The organism is Candidatus Nanopelagicus limnes (assembly GCF_002287885.2).
Lineage (GTDB): Bacteria > Actinomycetota > Actinomycetes > Nanopelagicales > Nanopelagicaceae > Nanopelagicus > Nanopelagicus limnae.
This window is the reverse complement of sequence record NZ_CP016768.2, coordinates 480,511-504,135: the sequence shown is the minus strand read 5'-3', so window position 1 is coordinate 504,135 and position 23,625 is coordinate 480,511. Positions and strand designations below refer to the sequence as shown.

Below are 23,625 nucleotides of genomic sequence, written 5' to 3'. Positions count from 1 at the left end.
AGGCACAATTAGCCCATGTCACTTCGCCAGTTCTACCCAAGAAAAAATCTTCGCAGGCAGGTTGCTAGTTGGAAGCTATTTATTTTGTATGCAACCTTGTTGGTTGCGATTGGTCTGCAAATCTCCTACCCCTTAATTGATGGTGAAGCACTGCGAGTTGTAACAATCGCTACGGTTTACTGGGCTGCAGCAGCAATGTTTATCCATGCATCTCTTGCATATGGATTCATTTACTCACTTCAATTCCTTTTCATTACTTTTACCTACGCACTAGTCATCGAGCAGATCGGCAGCAGAAGTGGTTGGCCATTTGGTAGCTATGAGTACTCACCTACGTTGGGTTATCAAATATATGGTGTTCCTTTAGTTGTTCCTTTTGCTTGGGTGATGTTGGCTCACCCAGTTTTACTTGCTGCCAGAAAAGTTACAAAAAATTGGGTATTCCTATATGGCGGTTTTGGCATGATGGCTTGGGATCTATTTCTAGACCCACAAATGGTTTCTGCTGAAAGATGGACATGGGATTTCACTGGATCGCATGTGCCATTCCAACCTGAAATTCCACTGTCAAATGCATTTGGTTGGCTATTAACTGGCATGGGTTTAATGGCAATTCTTAACGCAGTGCTCCGAGTTGATAGACGAAAAGTTTCAACTTCAACTGCTGTTCCTGATTTCTTTTTAATGTGGACCTGGTTTGCCGGTGTAGTTGGAAATCTTTTCTTCTTTGATCGCACCGGTGTGGCATTTATTGGTGGACTTGTATTTGGATTATTCCTTCTGCCTTACATATTCTTATTACGATTTGGTCCACCAGCTAATAATTAATGGAAATTTCACTTTACCTTTCTGCGCTAGCACTAGTTTTAGTAATCTTTAACTCATTAACAATCCGCGTCATAAAAAATACACCAACTAAAGTCTCAGGTAGCGTCTCAGTCTTAATTCCGATGCGAAATGAAGAGGAGAATGTAAAGGGTTGCTTAAGTAGCGTATTGGCGCAAAAAGGGCTAGATACTCTTGAAGTAATAGCTATTGATGATGGATCAACAGATAACACTTCAAATGAAGTTAAGGTTTTTCCTATTGTCGAATTGATATCTGGTGAAAAGTTGCCAGATAAATGGCTTGGAAAGTTATGGGCCTGCCAGCAACTTGCTGAGAAAAGTAGCGGTGATTATTTGGTGTTTGTAGATGCTGATGTTCGGTTGAGTGATTATGCGGTTGCAAACTCAATTTCAAAAATGGGTAATTGGGATTTCATATCCCCTTATCCTCGCCAACTTACCTCTGGGTTTGTTCAAAAAATATTCCAGCCACTACTGCAATGGTCTTGGTTATCTTCGGTGCCGCTTCTAATTGCCCAGAAATATTCAATTAAATCTATGGCGGTTGCTAATGGGCAGTTTTTAATAATCAAAAGAGATGCTTATTTTAAATCGGGCGCTCATGCTGGCATTAAAACAGAGGTATTAGATGATCTTATGTTGGCTCGTAATTTACTTAAGCAAGGGTATAAAGGTGGCGTAGCCGAGGCGAGCAACATTGCCACTTGTCATATGTATAAAAACAAAATGGAATTATTCAAGGGTTACCAAAAATCCTTATGGAAAGCTTTTGGTTCAGTCCCTGGAACAATTCTGGCAATTGCCTTGTTGATAGTTACTGGAATACTTCCAATAATTTCTACCGCCTTGGGCTCAACATCTGGTTTAGCTGCATTTGGTTTGATCACATTAAGCCGCATGATTTCATCATTACGAACTGGCTCTCTACCGAATAGTGCGATTTTTCATCCGCTTGCTATTTTGATGCTGCTGGGATTAATACTCTTCTCCTGGTATGGAAAAACAACCAATACAATCACTTGGCGCGATAGAACGGTGATCTGAGTGGCAAAAATATCTGTAATAGGTGCTGGTGTTGGTGGGATGAGCGCAGCCGCAAGATTGGCTAAACAAGGGCATGAAGTAACAATTTATGAGAATAGTGATCGCTCTGGCGGTAAATGCAGAACTGAATGGTTTGGCGACTTCGGTTTTGATACCGGTCCCTCACTATTAACACTTCCAGCTGTATATCGAGATTTATTCCTTAAGACTGGAAAACGAATTGAGCACATCTTAGATATTGCCCCCGTTGATCCAGCATTTAATTACCATTTTGCAGATGGAAAATCTGTTGTATTTCCAAATCTTTCTAATCCTAAAACTTACCTAGAAATTGAAAAGTCTTTCGGCAAAGCTGCTAGTCAGGGCTGGGAAAAAATCATTAATCGTTCAGAGAAGATGTGGGAAGCTTCGCGTGAATCTTTTGTTGAATCAGAGTTAAGGTCAATCTGGCCCCTGCTTAAACGCAGAAATTTACTTAGTCAAGTAAAACAAATAGCACCATTTACCTCTCTTCGAAAGCTAAGTACTGACTTGAATTTAGACCCACATTTAAAGATGATCATCGATCGTTATGCAACCTATACCGGAAGTGATCCAAGGAGTGCGCCAGCAGTACTACTTACTATTGCTTTTGTTGAGAGCACATTTGGGGCTTGGCACATTAAGGGTGGCATTGGTCAGCTCTCAGTTGCGCTAGAGCAAAGATGTAGAGATCTTGGAGTTGAGTTTAAGTTCAACACCTTAGTTACAAAAATTCTTACATCAGGTAAAGCAGTTACTGGCCTTCAAACTCAAAATGGTGAAGTAATTAATTCTGATCTGGTAGTAGCAAATGCAGATGCAGAGTATGTTTACAATCAATTACTGGATAAGAATGTTTCCTCAGCTAAGAGCGAGCGTCGTAAACTAAAAGCAGCAACTAAATCCCTTGCTGGATTTTCTCTACTTCTAGGACTTGATAACAGTAAAGGTGAAGCAGTAAACATTGAGCACCATAATGTTTACTTCCCTAAAGATTATGATGCAGAATTTGATCAGATTTTTACGAAGAAAACTCCAGTAAGTGATCCAACAATTTATATCTGTGCTCCAAAGGATCCAGCCATGGTCAAATCCAGTAACAAAGAAGCATGGTTTGTCTTAGTTAATGCCCCGCGTCATGATGTGGAATCTGGCTGGGATTGGCGAAATGGTGGTGATAACTATGCAAAGTTGATTATAAACAAATTGGATAAATTAGGTTTGAATGTATCTAACAGATTAGAGGTAATGCAATTTCGAACTCCATATGATCTTGAAAGTTATGCGATGGCACCTGGTGGTTCTATCTATGGAACTTCAAGTAACTCTGCAGCCTCAGCATTTCTAAGAGCTCGCAATAGGTCAAAAGTAAAAGGTTTGTTTTGCGTAGGAGGATCAGCCCATCCCGGAGGTGGATTGCCACTCGTCGGTATTAGCGCTGAGATTGTTGCAAACGCTATTGGTAAAGCTTAATTTAATTTTGCAGCAACAAATTTAGCTACTGTTAAAAAACTAAATGCCTGCAAAATTAACCACACAAAAGTAATCTGATTGAGGATCTCTAAATTTAGATTAAATGCGACCAAAGCTACAAAAACAAATGAGGCTCTTACTGGACGTTCTGCAAGGGTAACTACGCCAACTTGGGTTAACCCAACTCCACCTGCGCGAGCTCTTAGGTACTCCTGAGCTGATGCCAGAATCAAAACGGCGATAAGTATCTTTGAATCAACTACCAAACTATAAAGTGCAAGAATCCAAAAGACTTCAGTGAGTCGGTCAACTACTGAATCCAATAACGCACCCCACTTCGAGGATTTACCAGTAATGATTGCCAGACTGCCATCAACGCCGTCGCAGATTAGGGAAATAACCAGGATCAACGGCGCCCATATTGCATTTGCATTCATATAAAGCAAGACGCCAAACACTAAACCTAAAATTGTTAATGCGTTAGGAGTTATTCGTATCCTAGCCAAGGCTTTCGAAGTAGAAAAAGAGATGCTAAGCCAGCCTTTAACAATTCCCGCAATCTTGGCATCACCATGTAACTTGCTCCAGGCTAAATAGAATTCATTTTTAGACATTATTTAACCAAACCTAAATTTTTTGCAATTACAATTGTTGATTCAGCAGTGTTCATTGTATAAAAATGAATTCCTGGAACTTTTGCTGCTAGTAATTTACTACCAAGCTCAGTTGCAATATCAATACCTATTTTCTTGATCTCACTTAGATCATCCCCCGCATTCTCAAATCTTTTCGAAATATGAGCTGGAATCGTCACTCCACTTAATTCGACCATTCGGTTCAATTGTTTTAAATTTGTAATAGGAAGTATGCCAGCGATGATTGGAAGATTAGATCCACGCTTTGCTAATCGATCTACAATGCTTTGCCATTTATCAAATTCAAAGAAGAATTGTGTTGTCGCAAAGGTCGCACCTAGCTGTTCTTTTCGCAAAAGCACATCGACATCTTTTTCCAAGTTAAAATCTGATGCTGGGTGCCCATCTGGAAATGCAGCAACTCCAATGTTAAATCCACCTATTTGCATAGCTAACTCGACGAGTTCATCTGCATGATCTAATCCGGTAGGGATTGATTGCCATTCAGATGTTGGTCCTCCTTGTGGATCTCCCCTTAACGCTAAAATACTTTTAATCCCAGATTTTTTGTATTGATTTAAAACTTCAACTAATTCAGATCTAGTTGAGCCAACACAGGTTAAATGAGCAACCGTTGGGATTTGGGTGCGATCAGTAATTTCAGTGGTAACACGAATTGTTCTATCTCGCGTGGATCCACCAGCGCCATAGGTAACTGATACGAAGTCTGGCTTTAAGGGTTGAAGTTGTGCCAATACCTGCCAGAGCCGTTCTTCTCCTGCCAGATCCTTTGGTGGGAAGAACTCCAACGAGAAGGAAGTGGCTCTCTGATCATTGCTCACAGCAGGCAGGGTACCGTTGCGCCGTGAGTTTTTCTGCGACTAGCGATATCAAAGTGATTCGTGCTGAGATAAATCAGGTGCTTGCTGAGTTTATAAAGCGGGAAAATAAGTACCTTGCCAAAATCGGACCTGAATTAGACCCCGTTGGAATTGCACTTGAAAAATTCCTCCTCGATAGCGGAAAAAGATTACGCCCTTTGTTTGCATACGTTGGATTAATTGGAGCATCTGCCCAACTAAATAAGGAATTAGTTTCAGCTATTGCAAGTCTTGAATTAATTCATGTTTGCGCATTAGTCCATGATGATGTCATGGACGCCTCTGATACCAGGCGCGGTGCTCCTAGTATTCATAAATCTTTTGAAAAAATGCATGTTGATAATAATTTAGTTGGATCTTCTGCCCAATTTGGAGTGGCATCAGCAATTTTAATTGGAGATTTAGCACTTATTTGGTCAGCTCAGATGCTTCATAACTCGGGAATATCAAGTCAAGATTTAATTCGAGCTCTGCCAATCTACGATGAAATGCGAGTAGAACTTATGGCGGGACAATACCTAGATGTTTACGAGCAGTCTTTGGGAACTCAAAGTATTGAAAGATCTCTTAAAGTAGCTCGGTATAAATCTGGTAAATACACGATAGAGCGACCTCTACATTTTGGTGGAGCACTAGCTGGCGCATCAAGTGAATTAATGCATGCCTATTCAAATTATGGATTACCACTTGGTGAAGCTTTTCAACTAAGAGATGATTTATTAGGAGTATTTGGAGATCCATCAGAAACGGGCAAACCAGCAGGTGATGACTTAAGAGAGGGAAAGCGCACCGCCCTATTAGCAGTTGCACAAGAACGAGCGAATTCAGTGCAATCTGCTGAATTAAAAAAACAGATTGGAGATCCAAATCTCACTCCAAGCATGATTTCAGATCTTCAGCAGATAATTACTGATACAGGTGCTACTTCTCACATTGAAATGATGATTGAAGAACTCACCAGCACTTCTCTTACTGCTCTAAAGCATGATGGAATTAGCCCAGATGGTAAGCAGTTACTAACTGAACTAGCGATCCTTGCTACTAATAGAAAGATTTAACAGTGCCAGCCAAAGTTAAAGGTCCCACCGACCACGTTGTAGTTGTAGGCGCAGGCCTTGCTGGATTAAGTGCTGCATTGAGATTAGCTGGTGCTGGCCGCAAAGTCACAGTAGTAGAACGTGAATCTGTACCAGGCGGTCGTAATGGATTGCTAAATAAATCTGGGTTTGCATTTGATACTGGACCATCAGTTTTGACCATGCCAGATTTGATTGCAGATGCACTGGCTTGCGTTGGTGAGGATTTAAAAGATTGGCTAGAACTAATTCCTCTTAAACCTTTGTATCGTGCTTTTTACCATGACGGTTCCCAACTTGATGTTCACGCAGATACCAATCAGATGCAGGAAGAGATTGCAAAGAGTATTAGCCCGGCTGAAGCAGCTGGTTATGGACGATATGTAGATTTTGTAACGAAATTATATAAATATGAAATGAATGACTTTATAGATAGAAATATTGATTCACCTTTGAATTTGTTAACTCCAAATTTGGCTAGACTTATCGCCTTAGGTGGCTTTAGACGTTTGGCTCCAAAAGTAAATCAATTCTTAAAGGACCCAAGAACTCAAAAAGTTTATTCTTTCCAAGCGATGTACGCCGGCGTTAGCCCACAACAAGCATTAGCAATTTATGCAGTTATTGCCTACATGGATTCAGTCAATGGAGTCTTTTTCCCTAAAGGTGGAATGCATGCAGTTCCAAGAGCATTAGCCGGAGCCGCCGAAAAGCACGGAGTTGTTTTTAAATACAACACAACAGTGACTTCACTAGAGCGAAGCAATGGCAGGGCGACTGCCGTTATAACCGATGATGGGCAACGCATACCTTGTGATGTAGTTGTGTTAAATCCAGATTTACCAGTTGCTTGGCAGGATCTCTTAGGCGGGCAACCAAGGTCGGTCAAGCGCCTGAAATACTCTCCATCTTGTGCAACTTTGTTAGTTGGATCAAATAAGAGTTATGACCACCTTGCTCATCACAATATTCATTTTGGAAAATCTTGGGATGGTGTCTTTGATGAATTAATTAAGAAGAAAACACTTATGAGCGACCCAAGTATTTTAGTTACAGTTCCATCAAAAGATGATCCTGATCTAGCACCAGCTGGTAAATCTTCTTATTATGTTTTATTCCCAACTCCAAATTTAAGTGCCAACATTGATTGGAAAGTAACTGCGCCTAAATACCGAGATGAAATGATTCGAGCTTTAGAAGCTCGTGGCTATGAAGGATTTGGTGCTGGAATTGAAGTTGAACAATTGACAACTCCTCTGGATTGGCAGAAACAAGGAATGGAGCAAGGTGCACCATTTGCTAGCGCCCATACCTTTTTCCAAACTGGACCGTTTCGTCCGAGAAATCTTGCTAAGGGATATGAAAATATTGTGTTTGCAGGTTCTGGCACTCAACCGGGAGTTGGAGTTCCAATGGTGTTGATCTCAGGCAGATTAGCTGCTGAGAGAATTGTTGGGCCAGTTAAGTAATCGATGGATGAATTAACCGCAGCTGGGATAACAGATCCTAGGCTTCGAGCTTCATATACTGAATGTAAAAGGCTGAATTCACTCCACGGAAAAACGTATTATCTTGCCACTTTGTTGCTGCCAAAAGAAAAGCGACCATTTGTTCACGCGCTTTATGGTTTTGCCAGATATGCAGATGAAATAGTTGATGATCTGAACTCAACACTGACGGATGAAGAAAAAGCGACTGCGCTAATTTCGTGGGGCGATCAAGTACTGCGCGATCTTCGAGCAGGCAGCAGTCAGGATCCAATTGCGGCTGCACTAGTTGATACTGCTATGAAATTTGATATTCCGATTGCCTATTTTGAAGCTTTTTTACACTCAATGAAAATGGATCTAACTGTTACTGAGTATCAAACATATCAAGATCTTTATGAGTATGTTTATGGATCTGCAGCCGTAATTGGCTTACAAATGGTTCATGTATTAGGTACGGTTTCCCCTTCCAGTTTAAACGAAGCCAAAATTGCAGCAGAAAAATTAGGTGTTGCTTTTCAACTTGCAAATTTTATTAGAGATGTTGGTGAAGACTTAGACAGAGGAAGAGTTTACCTACCAGTTTCTGAATTTGTGGCCCATGGCGTTACACGATCGATGTTGGAGGACAAAGTGCTTACACCTGCAATAAGGAATGCACTTAAGGAGCAAATTCTCAGAGTTAGGAAGCTGCAAGAGGAGTCTGACTCTGGAATAAAGTTGCTAACCCCAGGAAGCCGTGAATGTATTTTGGCAGCGAGTGAGCTCTACTGTGGAATTGTTGATGAGGTAGAAAAAATTGATTATGAAGTGTTTAACAAGCGGGCAAAAACTTCTAGTTGGCGTAGATTAAAGGTCGCAGGGCCTGCGTATATGCGAGCGAAATTTAAGAAATAACTATTTTTTCTGTATACCTTTTCTGCCCCAGAATATCCACATATTCATAACACATAGAATTAGGGCAAATCCAAAAAGTAGATCTTCAGCCGGAGCAGATGCAATACGAGTTCCAATAATTGCATCTGGGCTATACATAACTATTTTTCTTGATGTAAGCCACCAATTAGTTATTAGCTGAAATGGCAAAATGATTGCATAGCTCGTCCAAAACACAGCGCGCCGTATTAACCTCGCCTTAATGATAAACAGATCAAAAACTATCGAGAACAAAAATGCCAGAACGGCAATATCGGTATAAACCATCACTCATCCCCCACAGGCCAGTGCTTTTTGACAGTTCGAACAGCTTCAATTGTCATAACAGCTGCAATCGGAATAAATGTAAAAAACAAAAACTCTTCTAAAGGAATATCAAATGGTCCAAAAATTCCTAGTATTTGCTCCTTATCAAAATACCAATGTCCTTGGGCAATTGCATATGCATCCCAAGCCAGGAAAAATACTGAAACAGGCAAAATGCTCAACACTAATCTTTTGACGCGCCTTAAGACGCCTATCTTTAAAACAACCTCAAGCCAAAAGGAACCAATGATTGTGAATAGGATCATTGCCATGTAACCGAATTTCAACACTTGCTAACTATAGACAACTTTCTTTTAGGCTAAGATAAATAACACGGGAGCTAAGAAATTTAGCTGAGAGGGCTTGAAATTCAGGCCGACCGGTTGACCAGTTCGATAATGCGAATTGGAAAGGGGTTCATCATGTCTATTTTAGAATTTTTCGCTTTTATTACTTCGCTAACAGGTGTAATTCTTGGTGTGCTAGGTCCACGCATAACATGGCCTTGGTGGGGAGTTAGTTCTCTTCTCTACGCAATCTTGTTTTTTCAATCTCAATACTATGCAAGTGCCTCGCTTCAATTCATTTTTATAGCTGGCGGAATTTGGGGTTGGTTTGGCTGGGGACCAAAAGGAGTCAAACCTAGAAAATCTCACACAAAAGAGCGAATCTCATTAGTGGCAATTTTGATTGTGTCATCCCTTGCTATCTGGCCATTATTGATAAATATCGGAGCAACTTCTTCTGCCATTGAATCCTTTGGATTTGTCGGCAGTGTTATTGCCCAATTGCTAATGATTTGGCAACGATATGAGGCTTGGCCATTGTGGGTAATTGTCGATCTTGCCTATACCTATCAGTACTTTAAAGGTGAATTGTATTTAACTGGCTTTTTGTATTTAATCTTCACAGGTATTGCCATTTGGGGCTGGGTGCGATGGCGCCAAGAGTCTGAAAAATTCAAAATTGATTAACTATCAAACGTTACTTAATAACCTAGCGAAAATTGAAACCACTTCCCCACGAGTATTTGCAATCGATGGCGTTGCAGGTTCAGGCAAAACTACTTTAGCTTTGCAGTTGCAGTCAGACATACCCGATTGCCAAGTAGTTCATATGGATGATTTATACAGTGGCTGGAAGGATCCATTATCACAGGATTTAACTAGGCGAGTTTGTGATGAAATCCTTAATCCTTTTCTAAAGGGCCATGAAGTTATTTATAAAAAATTTAATTGGCATCAAAACGTTTTTGATGAAGCCATAAAAGTTGCCCCCACTCAAACTTTGTTACTGGAGGGTGTTGGGGCAGGGCAAAGTGCTTTTCGTAAAATACTTTCGAGAATCATTTGGGTGGAATTTGATGCCGAGTCTGGTTTTGAACGGGTGATTGCTCGAGATGGCGAGAAGGTTAAAACAGAAATGCTAAATTTCTTAAAAGACCAAAATAAACATTTCTCTGCTGAATTAACCGATAAAGTTGCGGATTACACGATATCTGGCGTGCCTTAAACTATAAATTTCAAACTTTCTCTCTAAACTTTCGTTGTGTCTGATCTAACCGGTGAGCTGATTGATAATCGCTATCTGCTTCAACGGCGTTTGGCAGCTGGTGGAATGGCAACAATTTATGCCGGCATTGACACTCGGCTTGATCGGCCAGTAGCGGTAAAAATCATGCATGCCCATCTAGCTAATGATGAGGCATTTGTTTCAAGATTCATTAAAGAGGCGAAGGCAACTGCTGCGCTATCTCATCCAAATATAGTTTCGATTCAAGATCAAGGTTGGAATGAAGGTGGTCCACCCGCAGTATTTCTCGTAATGGAATTAGTTGAGGGCACAACCCTTAGGGATTTCCTAAACGAAAATGGCGTGCTTAATACTGAGCAAACTATTCAAATAATAAATCCAGTCCTTAGCGCCCTAGCAGCAGCACATAAAATTGGAATCATTCATCGAGATATTAAGCCTGAGAACATTTTGATTTCAAAGGATGGTCGAATAAAAGTTGCTGACTTTGGTTTGGCTAGAAACACCTCCATGGCTCAAACCATGACTGCCGAATCAAGCGTTGTGCTTGGTAGCGTCTCTTATTTATCCCCGGAGCAGGTGCAACGAGGTGTTGCTGATGCCCGTAGTGATATTTACGCAATTGGCATTGTTTTGTTTGAGATGTTAATCGGTAAGAAACCATACGATGGTGAAACACCAATTCAAATTGCATATCGCCATGTCAATGACCGTATTCCAAGAATTAATCAGATAAACAGCAATATTCCAGAGGTAATTGCAGATCTAGTATTTGACGCAACCGCACCAAATCCTGATCAGAGACCAAAAGATGCTGAAGAGTTACTTAATAAGGTCCGTGATATTCAAGCAAAACTAGATCCAAAACGCAGACAATTAAGTTTGGAACTTGATTTGCCACCAGTAGTGCCTAAAATTAGTAAGCGAAAGAAAGTTTCCGTGGGTTCTGCCTTTGGAGGCTTGAAAGAAAAAACTTCTCAATTAATCTCTACTAAGCCTATTAATGTTTCTAAGCCAGAGGATTCAGTGAGAACTAAAAAACGCAAGGTTTCTAGAAGAGTAAGGCGTAATCGAATAATCGCTCTCTTGCTTCTATCTGGATTGATTTTTGGTGGGTATACATTCTTAGGTGTAGGAAAAATCTCTGTACCTTCATTAGTTGGGCTGACTCAATCTGAAGCTAAATCAACACTTTCAAAATTAGGGCTTGAAACTGAAGTTGCCGAAGAGGTGTTCAGTGAAGATATTGAAAAAGGTAAAGTGATTTCATCAAAACCTGGTGGCGGTGGAAAGGTTTCTCCCGCTGGCACAGTTGGCTTAGTGATTTCCAAAGGTCAAGAGCGGATTCAAATTCCAGATCTTAAAGGATTAACACCTGATGTTGCTTCTCAAAAACTTTCTGAGCTTGGATTAACAGTTGGTGATATCAATGAAGTATTTGATATGCAACTAGCTTCAGGATTTGTGGTCCGGTCTGACCCAAAAAGTGGCGAAGCAGTTAAACGTAAGTCAATTGTAAATATTGAAGTAAGTAAGGGAATCGAAAAAATCTCTCTCAAATCTTTTGTAGGTAAAGGTGGCGACGAGGCATTATCAGAGTTAACTGATCAGGGTTTCGATGTGGACGTTACATATAAATTTAGCGATAGCATTTTCAAAGGTCAGGTAATCTCTCAAACTCCTGACAAATCTGATTCAATTGAATTGGGGAGCAAAATTGCAGTAGTTGTATCTAAAGGACCAGAGTTTGTTTTTGTGCCAAACGTTTTAGGTAAAAATAAAAACGACGCTAGCTTAGATATTGAGAATTTAGGACTTAAAGTTGTAATCAAGGGCGTTGGAAAAGTAAATAACATTTCACCAGCAATTGGTACAAGAGTTAAACAAGGCGCTGTAATTACGCTCACTTTAAGATAGATGAAATTAGCCACCTCTCAGGTAGGCTCCCCTGATGGCTAAAGCTAAATCACTTCCAAAAATCGGAGCACATGTTCCGACCTCTGGAGGCATGGCCACACGATCAATCGAGTATGCATTAACGATTAAAGCTGAAGCGATTCAAGTTTTTGCATCAAGCCCTAGAACTTGGGCAACTTCAGCACCCAACCCAGCAATGGATGAGGCTTTTAAAGCCAAGACTGCTGAGCACAATATTGAAGCTTATGTGCATGCTTCGTTCTTAATTAATTTAGGTTCGCCCACAGTTTCAACTTATGAAAATTCATTAGCGGCAACTGCATATTCTCTCAAGCGAGGAAAAGAAATCGGTGCCAAAGGTGTAGTTGTCCATACCGGCTCTGCTGTTGATGAATCTCATGTTGATAAGGCTTGGCAGCAAATTCATGAAGGTGTTATGCCAATCCTAAATAACTTAAAAGATGATGACCCATGGCTGCTGCTTGAGCCAACTGCAGGCCAAGGCCAATCTTTAGTAAAGAAATTAGATGATCTGACTAAGTATTTTGAAGCCCTGGAGTGGCACCCAAAAGTTGGCGTTTGTCTTGATACCTGTCACGTTTTTGCTGCTGGTCATGACATCAAAAAGCCTGGCGGCATGACTGAAACTTTGGATTTATTGGTAAAGATTGCAGGCTTAGAGCGAATTCAATTAATTCACGCAAATGATTCAATGGATATCTGCGGTAATCTAAAAGATCGTCATCAAAATATTGGTAAGGGTGAAATTGGCAGCAAACCATTCATAGAGTTATTGGCCCATCCAGCAGTTTTAAACGCACCATTAATACTGGAAACCCCAGGGGCTGAAGCAGAGCATGGCAGTGAAGTTGCCATGTTAAAAAAGATGCGAGATAAATAAATGAAAGTTAAAGTATTTCTCTACCTAGGACTGCTTGCTACCACTGCAGTCTGGGGTGGTGCTTTCTTGGTTATGAAGGATTCCCTAGTGCGTCAGGATGTTTACTCCTTTTTGGCCAGTAGATTTATTCTGGCAGCTGCTTTTATGTTCTTCTACAAACCAAAGTCATTAACTGGGTTAGACCGTAAATTTGTTAAACGGGCAGTACTGATTGGATTACTCCTTTGCAGTGGATTCATATTCCAAACATTTGGACTCACCCAGACAACAGTTTCTAATACCGGTTTTATAACAGGTCTTTACTTAGTCTTTACTCCCCTTATTTCTTGGATACTTCTAAAGCGAGAAATTTTTAAGGTTCAATGGCTAGCAGTGCTTGTGGCAACAATTGGTCTTTACTTTATTTCATTTAATGGCATCTCTTTTGGTATCGGAGAAATCTTAGTTTTGATCTCTGCCTTACTCTTTGCTGGACAAATTGTTGCCTTAGGTGAATGGAGTGATGGAGAAAACACCTACGCATTAACATTGATACAAATTTTAGTTTCAGCAGTAATTTTCTTTGCTCTGTCGTTAAAAGATGGTTTTCAGCTGCCACCAGATAACGGAGTTTGGTCGGCAGTTTTCTATACCGCGTTCTTTGCAACATTTTTGGGATTCCTTATCCAAGTCAAGGCCCAATCAATTATGAGCGCTACCGTTGCCGGAGTTTTACTAGCTATGGAAACTCCTTTTGCACTATTTTTTGGACTCTACTTTGATAATGATCCACTAACTTTGCGGATAATTTCTGGTGGAACCCTAGTATTAATCGCCATGGCACTGGTAATTTGGTCGGATTCAAAACACACAAACTCAGGAGTAAATAACAGTGGCAAATAAAGTAGTTGATCTTAGGTCGGACACCTTAACTAAGCCTTCAGATGAAATGCGAAAGTTCATGGTTTCTGCTGAGGTTGGCGATGATGTTTATGGTGAAGATCCAACTGTTAATTCCCTTGAAGAACGAGTTGCAGATTTATTTGGTCATGAAGCCGCTCTTTTTTGCCCAACTGGTTCTTTAGCAAATCAATTAGCAATCCGGATGTTAGTAGCACCCGGTGAAGAGTTATTAACTGAGACAAATTCACACATTGTTAGAGCAGAGCTAGGAGCAGGTGCAGTTTTTAGTGGAATTACTACTAGGACATGGTTAGCAGAACGTGGCCTATTGAAGGCAGAAGATGTATTAAACATTGCAAGACCCGACTCTGGACCTTATTTAGTATCAACTACCGCAATTGCTATTGAGAATACTCATAATTTTGGTGGTGGAACTGTGCAACCAATTGAAGAAATAAAAAAACTTCGCCAAGAAACTCAAAAACTTGGAATTTCAATGCATCTAGATGGTGCACGAATCTGGAACGCACATGTTGCAACTGGAGTAAGTTTAAAAGATTATGGAAAACACTTTGATACCTTAAGTGTGTGCCTATCAAAAGGTCTTGGAGCTCCAATTGGCTCACTAATGATCTCTTCAAAGGAAAGGATCAGTAAGGCAAGACAGTGGCGCAAACGCTACGGTGGCGGAATGCGACAAGTAGGACTTATTGCTGCTGCTGGCCACTATGCCTTAGAGAACAATATTAAGTACCTAAAAAATGATCATCTGCGGGCGAAATCAATTGCCGAGCAAGTATCAAAAATTGCACCGGCCGTAATCACACCCGAGCTAGTAGATACAAATATTGTGGGCTTAGATCTATCTAGTTTAAATATCACGGCCCCGGAGTTAGCCGCTCAACTTAAAGAAAAAGGCGTACTAACTGGTCCGTTAGGTCCGAATTATTTAAGACTTGTAACTCATCTAGATCTGGATGATTCAGATATCAACTTAGTAAATCAAGTCCTGCCAGAGATACTAAAAAGCGCCCTCGTGCGTAAGTAACCATTCTTTAACTTTTATACCGTAACCATAATTTCCCAACGCGCCACCACTTTTGATTATTCGATGGCATGGGATTATTGGTGCAATTAAATTGTTGCCACAAGCAGTACCAGCAGCCCTAATTGCATCAGCAGATCCTGCTCGCTTAGCTAGTTCAGCATAAGAAAGAGTTTTTCCAGCTGGAATTTTCCTCATAGCTTTCCAAACTTCTTGCGAAAATTTTGCTCCTGGTTGCCTTACTTTAATTGGATTAAATGCGTTTAAATCCCCGTCAAAGTAATCTGAAATCAATTCGGATATAACTGGGATCTTGCCAATATGTTTCATCTCTTTATTAGCATCGATTGGTGATAATCGATCTATCAAATTCTCTAAAGATTTAAAGCCTGCTGCAAGCAAAATATGTTCTTCAACGATGATACTCAAATCTCCAATTGGAGTTTTATGGGTGGCACTGTGAAGCATCCTCAGACTTTAACTGAGAACTACAGATTAGAAAAGAGTTACTTTCTGCGATCTCGAAGCATCTCTGCAACCAAAAAGGCTAGTTCAAGAGATTGGGTGTGATTTAGTCTTGGATCACAAGCACTTTCATATCTTGAAGATAAATCTTCGTGACTAATTGCTTCTCCACCACCAACACACTCAGTTACATCATCTCCAGTTAACTCAATATGTATTCCACCAGGATGAGTTCCTAATTTCTTGTGTACCTCAAAGAAGCCCTTAACTTCATCAATAACATCATCAAATTTTCTAGTTTTATACCCACTTGGCGCTTCATATGTATTGCCATGCATTGGGTCGCATACCCAAAGCACGATGGCTCCAGATTTAGTAACTGCATCAATTAGCGCTGGGAGTTTTTCTCGTATCACTCCAGCACCCATTCTGGTTATAAATGTTAGACGTCCTGGTTCATTATCAGGATTTAGCTTTTTAATAATAGCTAAAGCTTCCTCTGGCGTGCTTTTCGGACCAAGCTTTACACCAATTGGATTGTGAATCTTTGAAGCAAAGTCCATATGAGCACCATCTAATTGACGAGTGCGCTCACCTATCCAAACAAAATGTGCTGATACATCATAAGGATTATTCGTTCTTGAATCGATTCGAGTTAGTGCCTTCTCGTATTCAAGAATTAAAGCTTCATGGCTTGAGTAGAAATCAACAGATTTAAATGATTCTGGATCAACACCTGCTGATTGCATAAACTGAATTGCTCGGCCAATTTCATTTGCCATTTCCTCATAGCGAGCGCTAAATCTGGCATCAGCTGCAAATCCCTTATTCCAACTATGCACCTGGCGCAGATCAGCAAACCCACCTTGTGTGAAGGCTCGTACTAAATTTAATGTTGCAGACGAGGTGTTATATACCCGAACTAATCGCTTTGGATCTGGAGTTCTTGCCTCTTTCGTGAACTCAAGATCATTAACAGCATCCCCGCGATAAGCAGGCAGAGTTTGACCATCCCGAGTTTCATTGTCATTACTGCGTGGCTTAGCAAACTGGCCTGCCATTCGACCCACCTTAACCACCGGAAGTGATGAGAAGTATTGAAGTACCGCTGCCATCTGCAAAATTGTCTTAATTCGATTTCTAATTGAGTCAGCAGTTGCGGCTACAAATGTTTCAGCGCAATCACCACCTTGAAGCCAGAAGGCATTACCTAATGCTGCTTCGCCAATTCGCTTCTTTAAATTGTCACATTCACCAGCAAAAACTAAGGGTGGAAAACTCTCTAACTCAGTTACTGCCGCCTTTACTGCAGCCGCATCTGGCCAGGTTGGTTGCTGGGCTGCCACCAGGCCTGGGGTAAATATCGAGTTAGCGTTCATTAGATAATGGTATGCAATCTTTAGTTAAGGATGTGGCTAATTAAGCCAGCATCAATTAACCGAAGAAGATCTCCGCTTCTTTATATAGGTCAGGATCAACAGTTTTTAACTTCTCTGTTGCTGAGGCCAAGGGCACTCTTTCAATTTTGGTGCCATGTAGGGCAACCATCTTGCCCCAATCCCCATCATGAACAGCTGTGATGGCATGTAAACCAAATCTAGTTGCTAGAACTCGATCAAATGCAGTTGGAGTGCCACCTCTTTGGATATGTCCTAATACTGAGGTGCGAGCCTCTTTGCCAGTCTTTTCCTCTATCTGATTAGCCAGCCACTCACCAATACCAGATAACTTCACATGTCCAAAGGAGTCCAAAGTTTTATCTTTAGTTATCAAATCTCCATCTTGTGGAATTGCACCCTCTGCAATAACAATAATTGGTGAGTAACTTTGTTCAAATCTAGATTCCACCCATTTACAGACCTGATCTAATGAAAACTTAACCTCTGGGATCAAAATACAAGATGCACCACCTGCTAATCCTGAATGCAACGCAATCCAGCCAGCATGCCTGCCCATTACCTCAACTATTAAAGCTCGGTGATGTGATTCTGCGGTGGTATGTAATCGGTCAATCGCCTCTACTGCGATATTAACTGCAGTATCAAATCCAAAGGTGTAATCAGTATTGTTTAAGTCGTTATCAATTGTCTTTGGGACACCGATAACTTTAACGCCAAGTGAATCAAGTTTGGTTGCAACTCCCAATGTGTCTTCGCCGCCAATTGCAATCAAGGCATCCACATTCATTTTTGCTAAATTCTCTTTTATCTTCTCAACACCATTTTCAATCTTAAATGGGTTAGTTCTTGAGGAACCTAGAATTGTTCCACCTTTTGGCAATATTCCGCGGGTCGCTGGCACATCTAACTTCATGGTTAATCCCTCAAGTGGACCGCGCCAACCATCTTTAAATCCAATAAATTCATAGCCATACTCTTTAACACCTTTGCGCACAACAGCGCGAATTACAGCATTTAAGCCCGGGCAATCTCCGCCACCTGTTAAAACACCAATACGCATCTTTGCAAAAACTCCAGCCTTGAATTAGTTATAAGAGTTGGTCAACGTTGACGGCTAAGTCTACTCTGCCGCAATGGGACTTAAACCCGAGATAGCTGCCTACCTAGCAGAGCGTGCAGCAACTGGCCTGCCACAAGTCTGGCAAGCACCACTTGCTGAAATAAGAGAAAACACCAAACTTCATATTGCATTAAAACAGCCATTGCTGCAGATTGATACAGTTGAACACCGAAGTATCACTGGACCAACATCAGCTCTTCCCATCCGGATCTATCGACCAAGCAAAGAAAATAACCTACCGGCGTTAGTATTTTTTCATGGCGGCGGATGGGTTTTAAACTTCTTAGATATTTACGAACCAGCTCTTCGCAAGATCGCAAAAAATGCTAACTTCATAGTTATTGCAGTTGAGTATCAAAAAGCTCCTGAACATTCATATCCAGCACCTCTTGATGATTGCTATGCAACTCTTAAATGGGTTATTGAAAATGCAGAAGAACTAGGAATAGATCTAGCCGCAATTGGTGTTGGCGGTGATAGTGCTGGTGGAAATCTAGCTTCATCAGTTGCCCTTAAAGCATGTAATGAAAAGTTAATCTCTCTAGCCTTTCAGCTTTTAATCTATCCATGCAATGACTCCACGATGAATTACCCATCGGCTACTAATTTCTCACAAGGTTATGGCTTAACAACCCAAGCAATGAAATGGTTTTGGGATCAGTACCTGTCTAAAGTTGCAGATAAGGATGATCCATATGCAGTACCTGCAAAGGCTAACTCTCTTCGTGGTGTTGCGCCTGCGATCTTGATTGCAGCTGAATTTGATCCACTAACCGATGATGTTAAAAACTACTATCAAAAATTGATAAAAGATTCAGTTCCGGCAATATATCGCGAGTTTGCTGGCCAGATTCATGGTTTCTTTAATTTAAGTGGAGTAACAGATGATGCCGAATCACTATACTCAGAGATTGCGAAAGAAATTAATGCAATTCTAGGAAGGCGTAATTAATTGACCAAGGTTGGCTGGAGCAGATTTGCCCTGGTGGGCTTTCTTTGGGGAACTCCATATCTTTTTATAAAGGTAGCAGTAGAGGAAATCTCTCCTTCTACAATAATTTTCTTTCGAGTCCTAATTGGCGCGATGGTTTTACTGCCTCTTGCTTTATCCAAAAAAACAATCTACATACCAAGAAAATACTGGCACATAGTTCTTATCTACACCGTGGCAGAGTTAATTGGTCCTTGGTATTTGATTACAAATGCTGAACAGAAAATATCCTCAGGCTTAGCTGGACTCTTAGTTGCTACCGTGCCAATTTGGGCGGCAATTTTTGCTTCTTTAAATGGTGATCACACTGTCTGGCATAAATCTAGATTATTTGGATTACTCATCGGCTTCATTGGAGTTGTTGCAGTTGTTGGAATTGAATCCATAAGTGGCCGCCAGGATATTAAATCTATTGGTATGGTTATTCTGGCTGCGATTGGTTACGCCTACGCAGTGAATATGATTAATCGAAAAATCCCAACAGTTCCTGCAATTGCCCTTAATGCCTGGGCGATGATAATTACTACTATTTTCTACTTCCCGTTTGCCATCACCCATTGGCCAACTAAAACTCCTTCGGTTGAAGCAATTGCATCAGTTGCTGCCCTTGGGGTTTTCTGCACTGCAATTGCCTTTATTTTATTCTTTAAGTTACTCGCCGAAGTTGGCCCACCAAGGGCTTCACTTATTACATACTTAAACACAGCGGTTGCGGTATTGCTTGGAGTAATTCTACTGGGAGAACCATTAACTCTTGGAATTATGCTTGGCTTACCATTGGTCTTACTTGGTTCTTACTTTGCTAGTCGGAAAGTGCGTCAGTAAATCCTAATTTAGCTAATAGTTTTGGATCTTTCTGCCACTCTTTTGAAACCTTTACATGAATTTGCAGGAAGACCTGCATGCCAACAAGATTCTCGATAGATTTTCTAGCTAAACTGCCAATGGCTTTTAACTTACTTCCTTGTGGTCCAATAATTATTCCTTTTTGACTATCGCGCTCAACATGTAATGTGGCGCTGATATCAAATATCTTTCCATCATCCCGCTCGCCCATCTCTTCAATGGTAACCATCACCGAGTGTGGCAGCTCTTCATATAGCTCTTCGATCGCCGCCTCTCTAATCAGATCAGCAAACATCAACTCCTGCGCTTGATCAGTATTTATATCGGTGGGATAAAGCGCTGGCGATTCCGGCAAATGTACTGAAAGTAATTCAAGCAAAAGTTCGGTTTGATCTAGATTTTTAGCCGATACTGGGATTATCTCAGCATCTTGCAGATTTAATCTAAGTGCAAACTCATTTACAGCCATTAACCTAACCGCTAAATCTGATTTTGAGATTTTATCAACTTTGGTCACTACTAAGAAAACTTTCTGATTTCCTTTAATCTGCTTGGCAATGTACTCATCACCAGCACCTATTTCCTCATCTGCTGGCAAGCATAGAAGCACAGCATCATTTGATTGCATGTTTTCATTCACCATGGAGTTCAATCTCGTGCCAAGTGCAGTTTTTGGTTTATGCATTCCTGGAGTATCAACCACAATCATTTGATATTTCTCGCGATTTATTATGCCGCGTATTGGATTTCTGGTGGTATTTGGATGGTGAGATGTAATAACTATCTTTGTTCCAACCAGAGCATTTACCAAGGTAGATTTTCCGGTATTTGGGCGACCGACAATTGCCACAAAACCAGCTTTGAAGTTTTCCATTGCTCCTATTCTCTCACCTTTTGGCTATCGCAATTGCAAGGGTTTTATCACTTCTAGTATTTCATCCAAACTAGTTGCAATATCCGCGACTCGTTCGGCAATTAGTCGGTGACAGCCATCGCTTAACTTTGATGATATCTGGCCCGGAATCGCAAAAACTGGCCTAAATATCTCAGCAGCATCACGCGCTGTTCTTATGGAACCGCTAACAAACTCTGCTTCAACTACTACGGTGGCCACAGATAAGGCTGCAATTAAACGATTTCGAATCAAAAAACGAGCTGGCATGGTTTTAACACTTGGCATAACCTCTGAAATCAATAATCCGGCTTTGGTAATTTCTGAAAACAGCTCCCGATTTTCAAGTGGGTAGAGGCAACTCACTCCTCCGGCTAAAACTGAGATAGTTCTACCGCCAGCAATTATTGCTGCCTTATGTGCTGCAGTATCAATTCCATAAGCACCTCCACTTATCACCACAATTTGTTGTTTAGCGGCATCAGTAGCTAGTTTATTTGCAACATTTAAGCCATAGTTTGTTGGCCTACGACTTCCAACAATTGAAATTGAGTTGCCAAGTTGCGCAAGTAATTTTCGATCACCCTTGATTACTAATCCAATTGGTGGCGCTGAAAGATCTTGACAAGAGGCCGGCCAATCTAGATCTTCACTACTTATAAACTCAGCATTTGCGGCCATAATTTCAGACTTAAGATCCTCAACATTTGCCCTTAAAACTCTATTTCTAATCTGCGAAAAATCTGGAATCTTAAGATACGCAGAGCCTCTTGTTATCTTTTGGTAGGTATTAATCGCCCCGCTTCTTAAAACCTCGTATTGCCAGAAAGTATCAACTGGATCTACTGCTGAGAATAGGATTAGTTTGGCAGTTTTTTCATCTAACATTTTGTGAATTTAGCAAAGATCTTTAGCTGATAAGGGGTATAAATCCCTACTGTGGATTATTGTCAATTAAGAAGTGCTGCAATGTTTGCGAATGATTTTCTATGTATGGGTAGCACTCCAAATTTCTTAATAGCTTCAGTATGTAGCGCTGTTATATACCCTTTGTGACTTGCCAAACCATAATTTGGATAGGATTTATCCAAAGCAATCATTATTCGATCTCGATATACCTTTGCCAAGATTGATGCAGCGCTAATGGATATTGCTACTTGATCACCTTTCCAAACAGAAAGATTTGGGATGGTAAGCCCCGGAATGGCATAGCCATCAGTTAATACATACTCTGGCGGATTCTTTAATCCATTTACCGCTCGACGCATACCCTCAATATTGCATTTATGCAGTCCAAGTTGATCAATCTCTTGTGGGGTGATTTCAATTATTGAGTAAGTGATCGAATTGTTAATTACTACATCAAAGAGTTGTTCTCGCTTTAACTCAGTAAGTTCTTTTGAATCTTTTACTTCGCTAAGTGCTGGTGAAAGTGGATCCTTTAAAATTACCGCTGCAACAACTAATGGACCAGCACATGGTCCCCGGCCTGCTTCATCGACTCCTGCTATGTTTTTAAGTCCAGCTTTAAGCAGGGTTTGCTCAATCATTAAACTAAGATTGAGCTTTTACTGGAATCTTTTTTAAATCTTCACCCTTATCAAGTATTGCAATATTTCCAAATGGCCAGATTATGAAAGTGGCTCGACCCACCACTTTACTCAGTGGCACCAAGCCATTATTGGCACTATCTGGTTGATATCTTGAGTCAGTACTTGCAGATCTATGATCGCCCATTACCCAAATAAAGCCCGCAGGAACATCAATATTAAATTTAGTATCACTTGGCTTATCGCCCGCATATATGTATGGCTCAGTAATTGCCACACCATTTACTTGTATTTTTCCATCAGAATCACAGCAGGTTACGTTGTCACCGCCGACACCAATTACTCGTTTGATTAAGTATTGTTTTGCCGGATCAGGTAACACGCCAACAGCAATCAAACCTGACTTAATCATTGCGATTGGCTTTGGATCGGTAGCTTCTGAAACCTGGCCTAACCACTTATCAGGATCACCAAATACAACAACCTCACCTCGTTTAATCTCGCTAAACAGGGCTCCAAATTTATTTACTGCAATTCGATCACCTACCTGAAGTGTATTTTCCATTGATCCAGAAGGAATGTAGAAAAAATGCAACAAAAAGGTTTTAACCAGAATTGAAACAATTAAGGCAGAAACAACAATGACAGGTAGTTCGCGAAGGAACGAACCCTTCTTAGGCATAAGTTTTACTTTGCTTAAGCTTGTGGAGTTTCTTCAGCAACCGCTTCGGCAACAACTTCAGCTGGAGCTTCAGCAACTGCCGCTGCTTCTTCAACAACTGGAGCCTCTTGCGCTACAGGTGTTTCTTCGGCAACTGGAGCCTCTTGTGCAACAGGTGCTTCTTCAACTACTGGAGCAGCCTTTGCAGCCAATTTCTCTGCAGCTTTCTTCTTCAGGGTTGTTGCGCCATCTGCTGGCTCATTCATTGCCTCTTTAACAGCAGCTTCATAAGCAACTCGCTTATCAATTTTCACTGGCTGTGGCTTAAGTGATCCCTCGCTGCCTGGCAAGCCATGAGCTTTTTGGTAATCACCAGTAATTTTAAGAAGTGCAGTTACTGCCTCAGTTGGCTGTGCGCCAACGCCTAACCAATATTGAACTCGCTCTGTGTTAACTTCAATTAGAGACGGCTCAGATGCTGGTGAGTAGCGGCCAATCTCTTCAATCGCTTTTGAATTTCTAGCGGAACGAGAATCTGCAATCACAATACGAAAATGTGGTGTACGAATCTTTCCAAGACGCATTAACTTGATCTTTACTGACACAAAACTCCCTATAGAAAATTATTCGGCTTTTTCTTTCGTAAACAGCGGGGGCGTTTACATCCAGATCTAACCTTGCGGATAAAAATTGCTATGGGTTAGAGGGTCCCGTT

26 protein-coding genes are annotated in these 23,625 nt (G+C 40.9%); 14 read left to right on the top strand and 12 right to left on the bottom strand.

The features are described 5' to 3' along the window. The first annotated feature begins 15 nt into the window (after window positions 1-15). Genes B1s21122_RS02550 through B1s21122_RS02540 form a run of 3 tightly spaced genes read left to right on the top strand, consistent with a single transcriptional unit; the run spans window position 16 to window position 3,386 of the window. Window positions 16-828: a carotenoid biosynthesis protein gene (locus B1s21122_RS02550; protein ID WP_095680789.1), complete on the top strand. Its 813-nt coding sequence runs from the start codon at window positions 16-18 to the stop codon at window positions 826-828. Next, complete coding sequence (locus tag B1s21122_RS02545) at window positions 828-1,892, top strand: glycosyltransferase family 2 protein (RefSeq protein WP_095680790.1); 1,065 nt, start codon at window positions 828-830, stop codon at window positions 1,890-1,892. Before B1s21122_RS02550 ends, B1s21122_RS02545 begins: the two co-directional genes overlap by 1 nt. Beyond that, entirely contained in the window at window positions 1,893-3,386 is a 1,494-nt protein-coding gene (locus B1s21122_RS02540; RefSeq protein ID WP_095680791.1) for a phytoene desaturase family protein, read from the top strand. It abuts the gene before it with no gap. Here the strand turns inward: B1s21122_RS02540 and B1s21122_RS02535 are convergent. Together B1s21122_RS02535 and metF are read right to left on the bottom strand one after the other, a co-directional pair. After that, window positions 3,383-4,000, bottom strand: a complete 618-nt coding sequence (locus B1s21122_RS02535; protein WP_095680792.1) for a CDP-alcohol phosphatidyltransferase family protein — start codon at window positions 3,998-4,000, stop codon at window positions 3,383-3,385. The genes B1s21122_RS02540 and B1s21122_RS02535 overlap by 4 nt on opposite strands. After that, window positions 4,000-4,863, bottom strand: coding sequence for a methylenetetrahydrofolate reductase [NAD(P)H] (gene metF / locus B1s21122_RS02530; RefSeq protein ID WP_095680793.1), 864 nt, complete (start codon window positions 4,861-4,863; stop codon window positions 4,000-4,002). The genes B1s21122_RS02535 and metF overlap by 1 nt, the downstream gene beginning before the upstream one ends. A gap of 23 nt (window positions 4,864-4,886) precedes the next feature. Between metF and B1s21122_RS02525 the strand changes: the two genes are divergently transcribed. The 3 genes from B1s21122_RS02525 to B1s21122_RS02515 are packed head-to-tail and all read left to right on the top strand — an operon-like array spanning window position 4,887 to window position 8,362. Continuing rightward, the gene (locus B1s21122_RS02525; protein ID WP_095680794.1) at window positions 4,887-5,960 is read left to right on the top strand and encodes a polyprenyl synthetase family protein; all 1,074 of its coding nucleotides are present in this window, start codon (window positions 4,887-4,889) and stop codon (window positions 5,958-5,960) included. Between the two features lie 2 nt (window positions 5,961-5,962). Then, complete coding sequence (gene crtI / locus B1s21122_RS02520; RefSeq protein ID WP_095680795.1) at window positions 5,963-7,447, top strand: phytoene desaturase family protein; 1,485 nt, start codon at window positions 5,963-5,965, stop codon at window positions 7,445-7,447. A gap of 3 nt (window positions 7,448-7,450) precedes the next feature. Then, window positions 7,451-8,362, top strand: coding sequence for a phytoene/squalene synthase family protein (locus tag B1s21122_RS02515; protein ID WP_095680796.1), 912 nt, complete (start codon window positions 7,451-7,453; stop codon window positions 8,360-8,362). Here B1s21122_RS02515 and B1s21122_RS02510 read toward each other — a convergent pair whose 3' ends face one another. Together B1s21122_RS02510 and B1s21122_RS02505 are read right to left on the bottom strand one after the other, a co-directional pair. After that, window positions 8,363-8,668: a lycopene cyclase domain-containing protein gene (locus tag B1s21122_RS02510; RefSeq protein ID WP_095680797.1), complete on the bottom strand. Its 306-nt coding sequence runs from the start codon at window positions 8,666-8,668 to the stop codon at window positions 8,363-8,365. Continuing rightward, window positions 8,668-8,997, bottom strand: coding sequence for a lycopene cyclase domain-containing protein (locus B1s21122_RS02505; RefSeq protein ID WP_223299083.1), 330 nt, complete (start codon window positions 8,995-8,997; stop codon window positions 8,668-8,670). The genes B1s21122_RS02510 and B1s21122_RS02505 overlap by 1 nt, the downstream gene beginning before the upstream one ends. Window positions 8,998-9,129: 132 nt before the next feature. Here B1s21122_RS02505 and pnuC point away from each other — a divergent pair, with 132 nt between their 5' ends. From pnuC to B1s21122_RS02475, 6 genes are read left to right on the top strand one after another with little or no spacing between them, the layout of a single operon-like run. Beyond that, the gene (gene pnuC, locus B1s21122_RS02500; protein WP_095680798.1) at window positions 9,130-9,681 is read left to right on the top strand and encodes a nicotinamide riboside transporter PnuC; all 552 of its coding nucleotides are present in this window, start codon (window positions 9,130-9,132) and stop codon (window positions 9,679-9,681) included. Then, complete coding sequence (locus tag B1s21122_RS02495; protein ID WP_095680799.1) at window positions 9,674-10,219, top strand: uridine kinase family protein; 546 nt, start codon at window positions 9,674-9,676, stop codon at window positions 10,217-10,219. The genes pnuC and B1s21122_RS02495 overlap by 8 nt, the downstream gene beginning before the upstream one ends. Before the next feature lie 36 nt (window positions 10,220-10,255). Further along, on the top strand, window positions 10,256-12,157 hold the full coding sequence (gene pknB, locus B1s21122_RS02490) for a Stk1 family PASTA domain-containing Ser/Thr kinase (protein WP_095680800.1): 1,902 nt from the start codon (window positions 10,256-10,258) through the stop codon (window positions 12,155-12,157). Window positions 12,158-12,191: 34 nt separating this feature from the next. After that, on the top strand, window positions 12,192-13,058 hold the full coding sequence (locus B1s21122_RS02485) for a deoxyribonuclease IV (protein ID WP_095680801.1): 867 nt from the start codon (window positions 12,192-12,194) through the stop codon (window positions 13,056-13,058). Further along, the gene (locus B1s21122_RS02480; protein ID WP_095680802.1) at window positions 13,059-13,940 is read left to right on the top strand and encodes a DMT family transporter; all 882 of its coding nucleotides are present in this window, start codon (window positions 13,059-13,061) and stop codon (window positions 13,938-13,940) included. Further along, window positions 13,930-14,988, top strand: coding sequence for a threonine aldolase family protein (locus B1s21122_RS02475; protein WP_095680803.1), 1,059 nt, complete (start codon window positions 13,930-13,932; stop codon window positions 14,986-14,988). Before B1s21122_RS02480 ends, B1s21122_RS02475 begins: the two co-directional genes overlap by 11 nt. On the opposite strand, the gene B1s21122_RS02470 is transcribed toward B1s21122_RS02475, so the two are convergent. From B1s21122_RS02470 to B1s21122_RS02460, 3 genes are read right to left on the bottom strand one after another with little or no spacing between them, the layout of a single operon-like run. After that, a complete protein-coding gene (locus tag B1s21122_RS02470) occupies window positions 14,962-15,453 on the bottom strand; it encodes a methylated-DNA--[protein]-cysteine S-methyltransferase (protein ID WP_095680804.1) in 492 nt (163 codons plus the stop codon). The two genes, B1s21122_RS02475 and B1s21122_RS02470, sit on opposite strands and share 27 nt — an antisense overlap. 38 nt (window positions 15,454-15,491) lie before the next feature. Continuing rightward, entirely contained in the window at window positions 15,492-16,829 is a 1,338-nt protein-coding gene (locus B1s21122_RS02465; RefSeq protein WP_095680805.1) for a class II 3-deoxy-7-phosphoheptulonate synthase, read from the bottom strand. 55 nt (window positions 16,830-16,884) lie between these two features. Further along, window positions 16,885-17,910, bottom strand: coding sequence for a 6-phosphofructokinase (locus B1s21122_RS02460; protein ID WP_095680806.1), 1,026 nt, complete (start codon window positions 17,908-17,910; stop codon window positions 16,885-16,887). Between the two features lie 73 nt (window positions 17,911-17,983). Between B1s21122_RS02460 and B1s21122_RS02455 the strand changes: the two genes are divergently transcribed. Both B1s21122_RS02455 and B1s21122_RS02450 read left to right on the top strand, forming a co-directional pair. Next, window positions 17,984-18,922 (top strand): alpha/beta hydrolase, encoded by a 939-nt coding sequence (locus B1s21122_RS02455; protein WP_095680807.1) that lies wholly within the window; start codon window positions 17,984-17,986, stop codon window positions 18,920-18,922. Next, window positions 18,923-19,786 carry a DMT family transporter gene (locus B1s21122_RS02450; protein ID WP_095680808.1) on the top strand — a complete coding sequence of 288 codons (864 nt, stop codon included), beginning with the start codon at window positions 18,923-18,925 and terminating at the stop codon, window positions 19,784-19,786. Here the strand turns inward: B1s21122_RS02450 and era are convergent. The 5 genes from era to rpsP form a co-directional block, all read right to left on the bottom strand. Continuing rightward, window positions 19,764-20,681, bottom strand: coding sequence for a GTPase Era (gene era, locus B1s21122_RS02445; protein ID WP_095680809.1), 918 nt, complete (start codon window positions 20,679-20,681; stop codon window positions 19,764-19,766). The two genes, B1s21122_RS02450 and era, sit on opposite strands and share 23 nt — an antisense overlap. A 24-nt stretch (window positions 20,682-20,705) precedes the next feature. Continuing rightward, entirely contained in the window at window positions 20,706-21,587 is an 882-nt protein-coding gene (gene dprA / locus B1s21122_RS02440; protein ID WP_095680810.1) for a DNA-processing protein DprA, read from the bottom strand. 62 nt (window positions 21,588-21,649) lie between these two features. Beyond that, window positions 21,650-22,249: a ribonuclease HII gene (locus B1s21122_RS02435; RefSeq protein WP_095680811.1), complete on the bottom strand. Its 600-nt coding sequence runs from the start codon at window positions 22,247-22,249 to the stop codon at window positions 21,650-21,652. A gap of 4 nt (window positions 22,250-22,253) precedes the next feature. Beyond that, window positions 22,254-22,931, bottom strand: coding sequence for a signal peptidase I (lepB, locus tag B1s21122_RS02430; RefSeq protein WP_095680812.1), 678 nt, complete (start codon window positions 22,929-22,931; stop codon window positions 22,254-22,256). 14 nt (window positions 22,932-22,945) lie between these two features. Further along, on the bottom strand, window positions 22,946-23,515 hold the full coding sequence (gene rpsP / locus B1s21122_RS02425; RefSeq protein ID WP_095680813.1) for a 30S ribosomal protein S16: 570 nt from the start codon (window positions 23,513-23,515) through the stop codon (window positions 22,946-22,948). Between the last annotated feature and the right edge of the window lie 110 nt (window positions 23,516-23,625).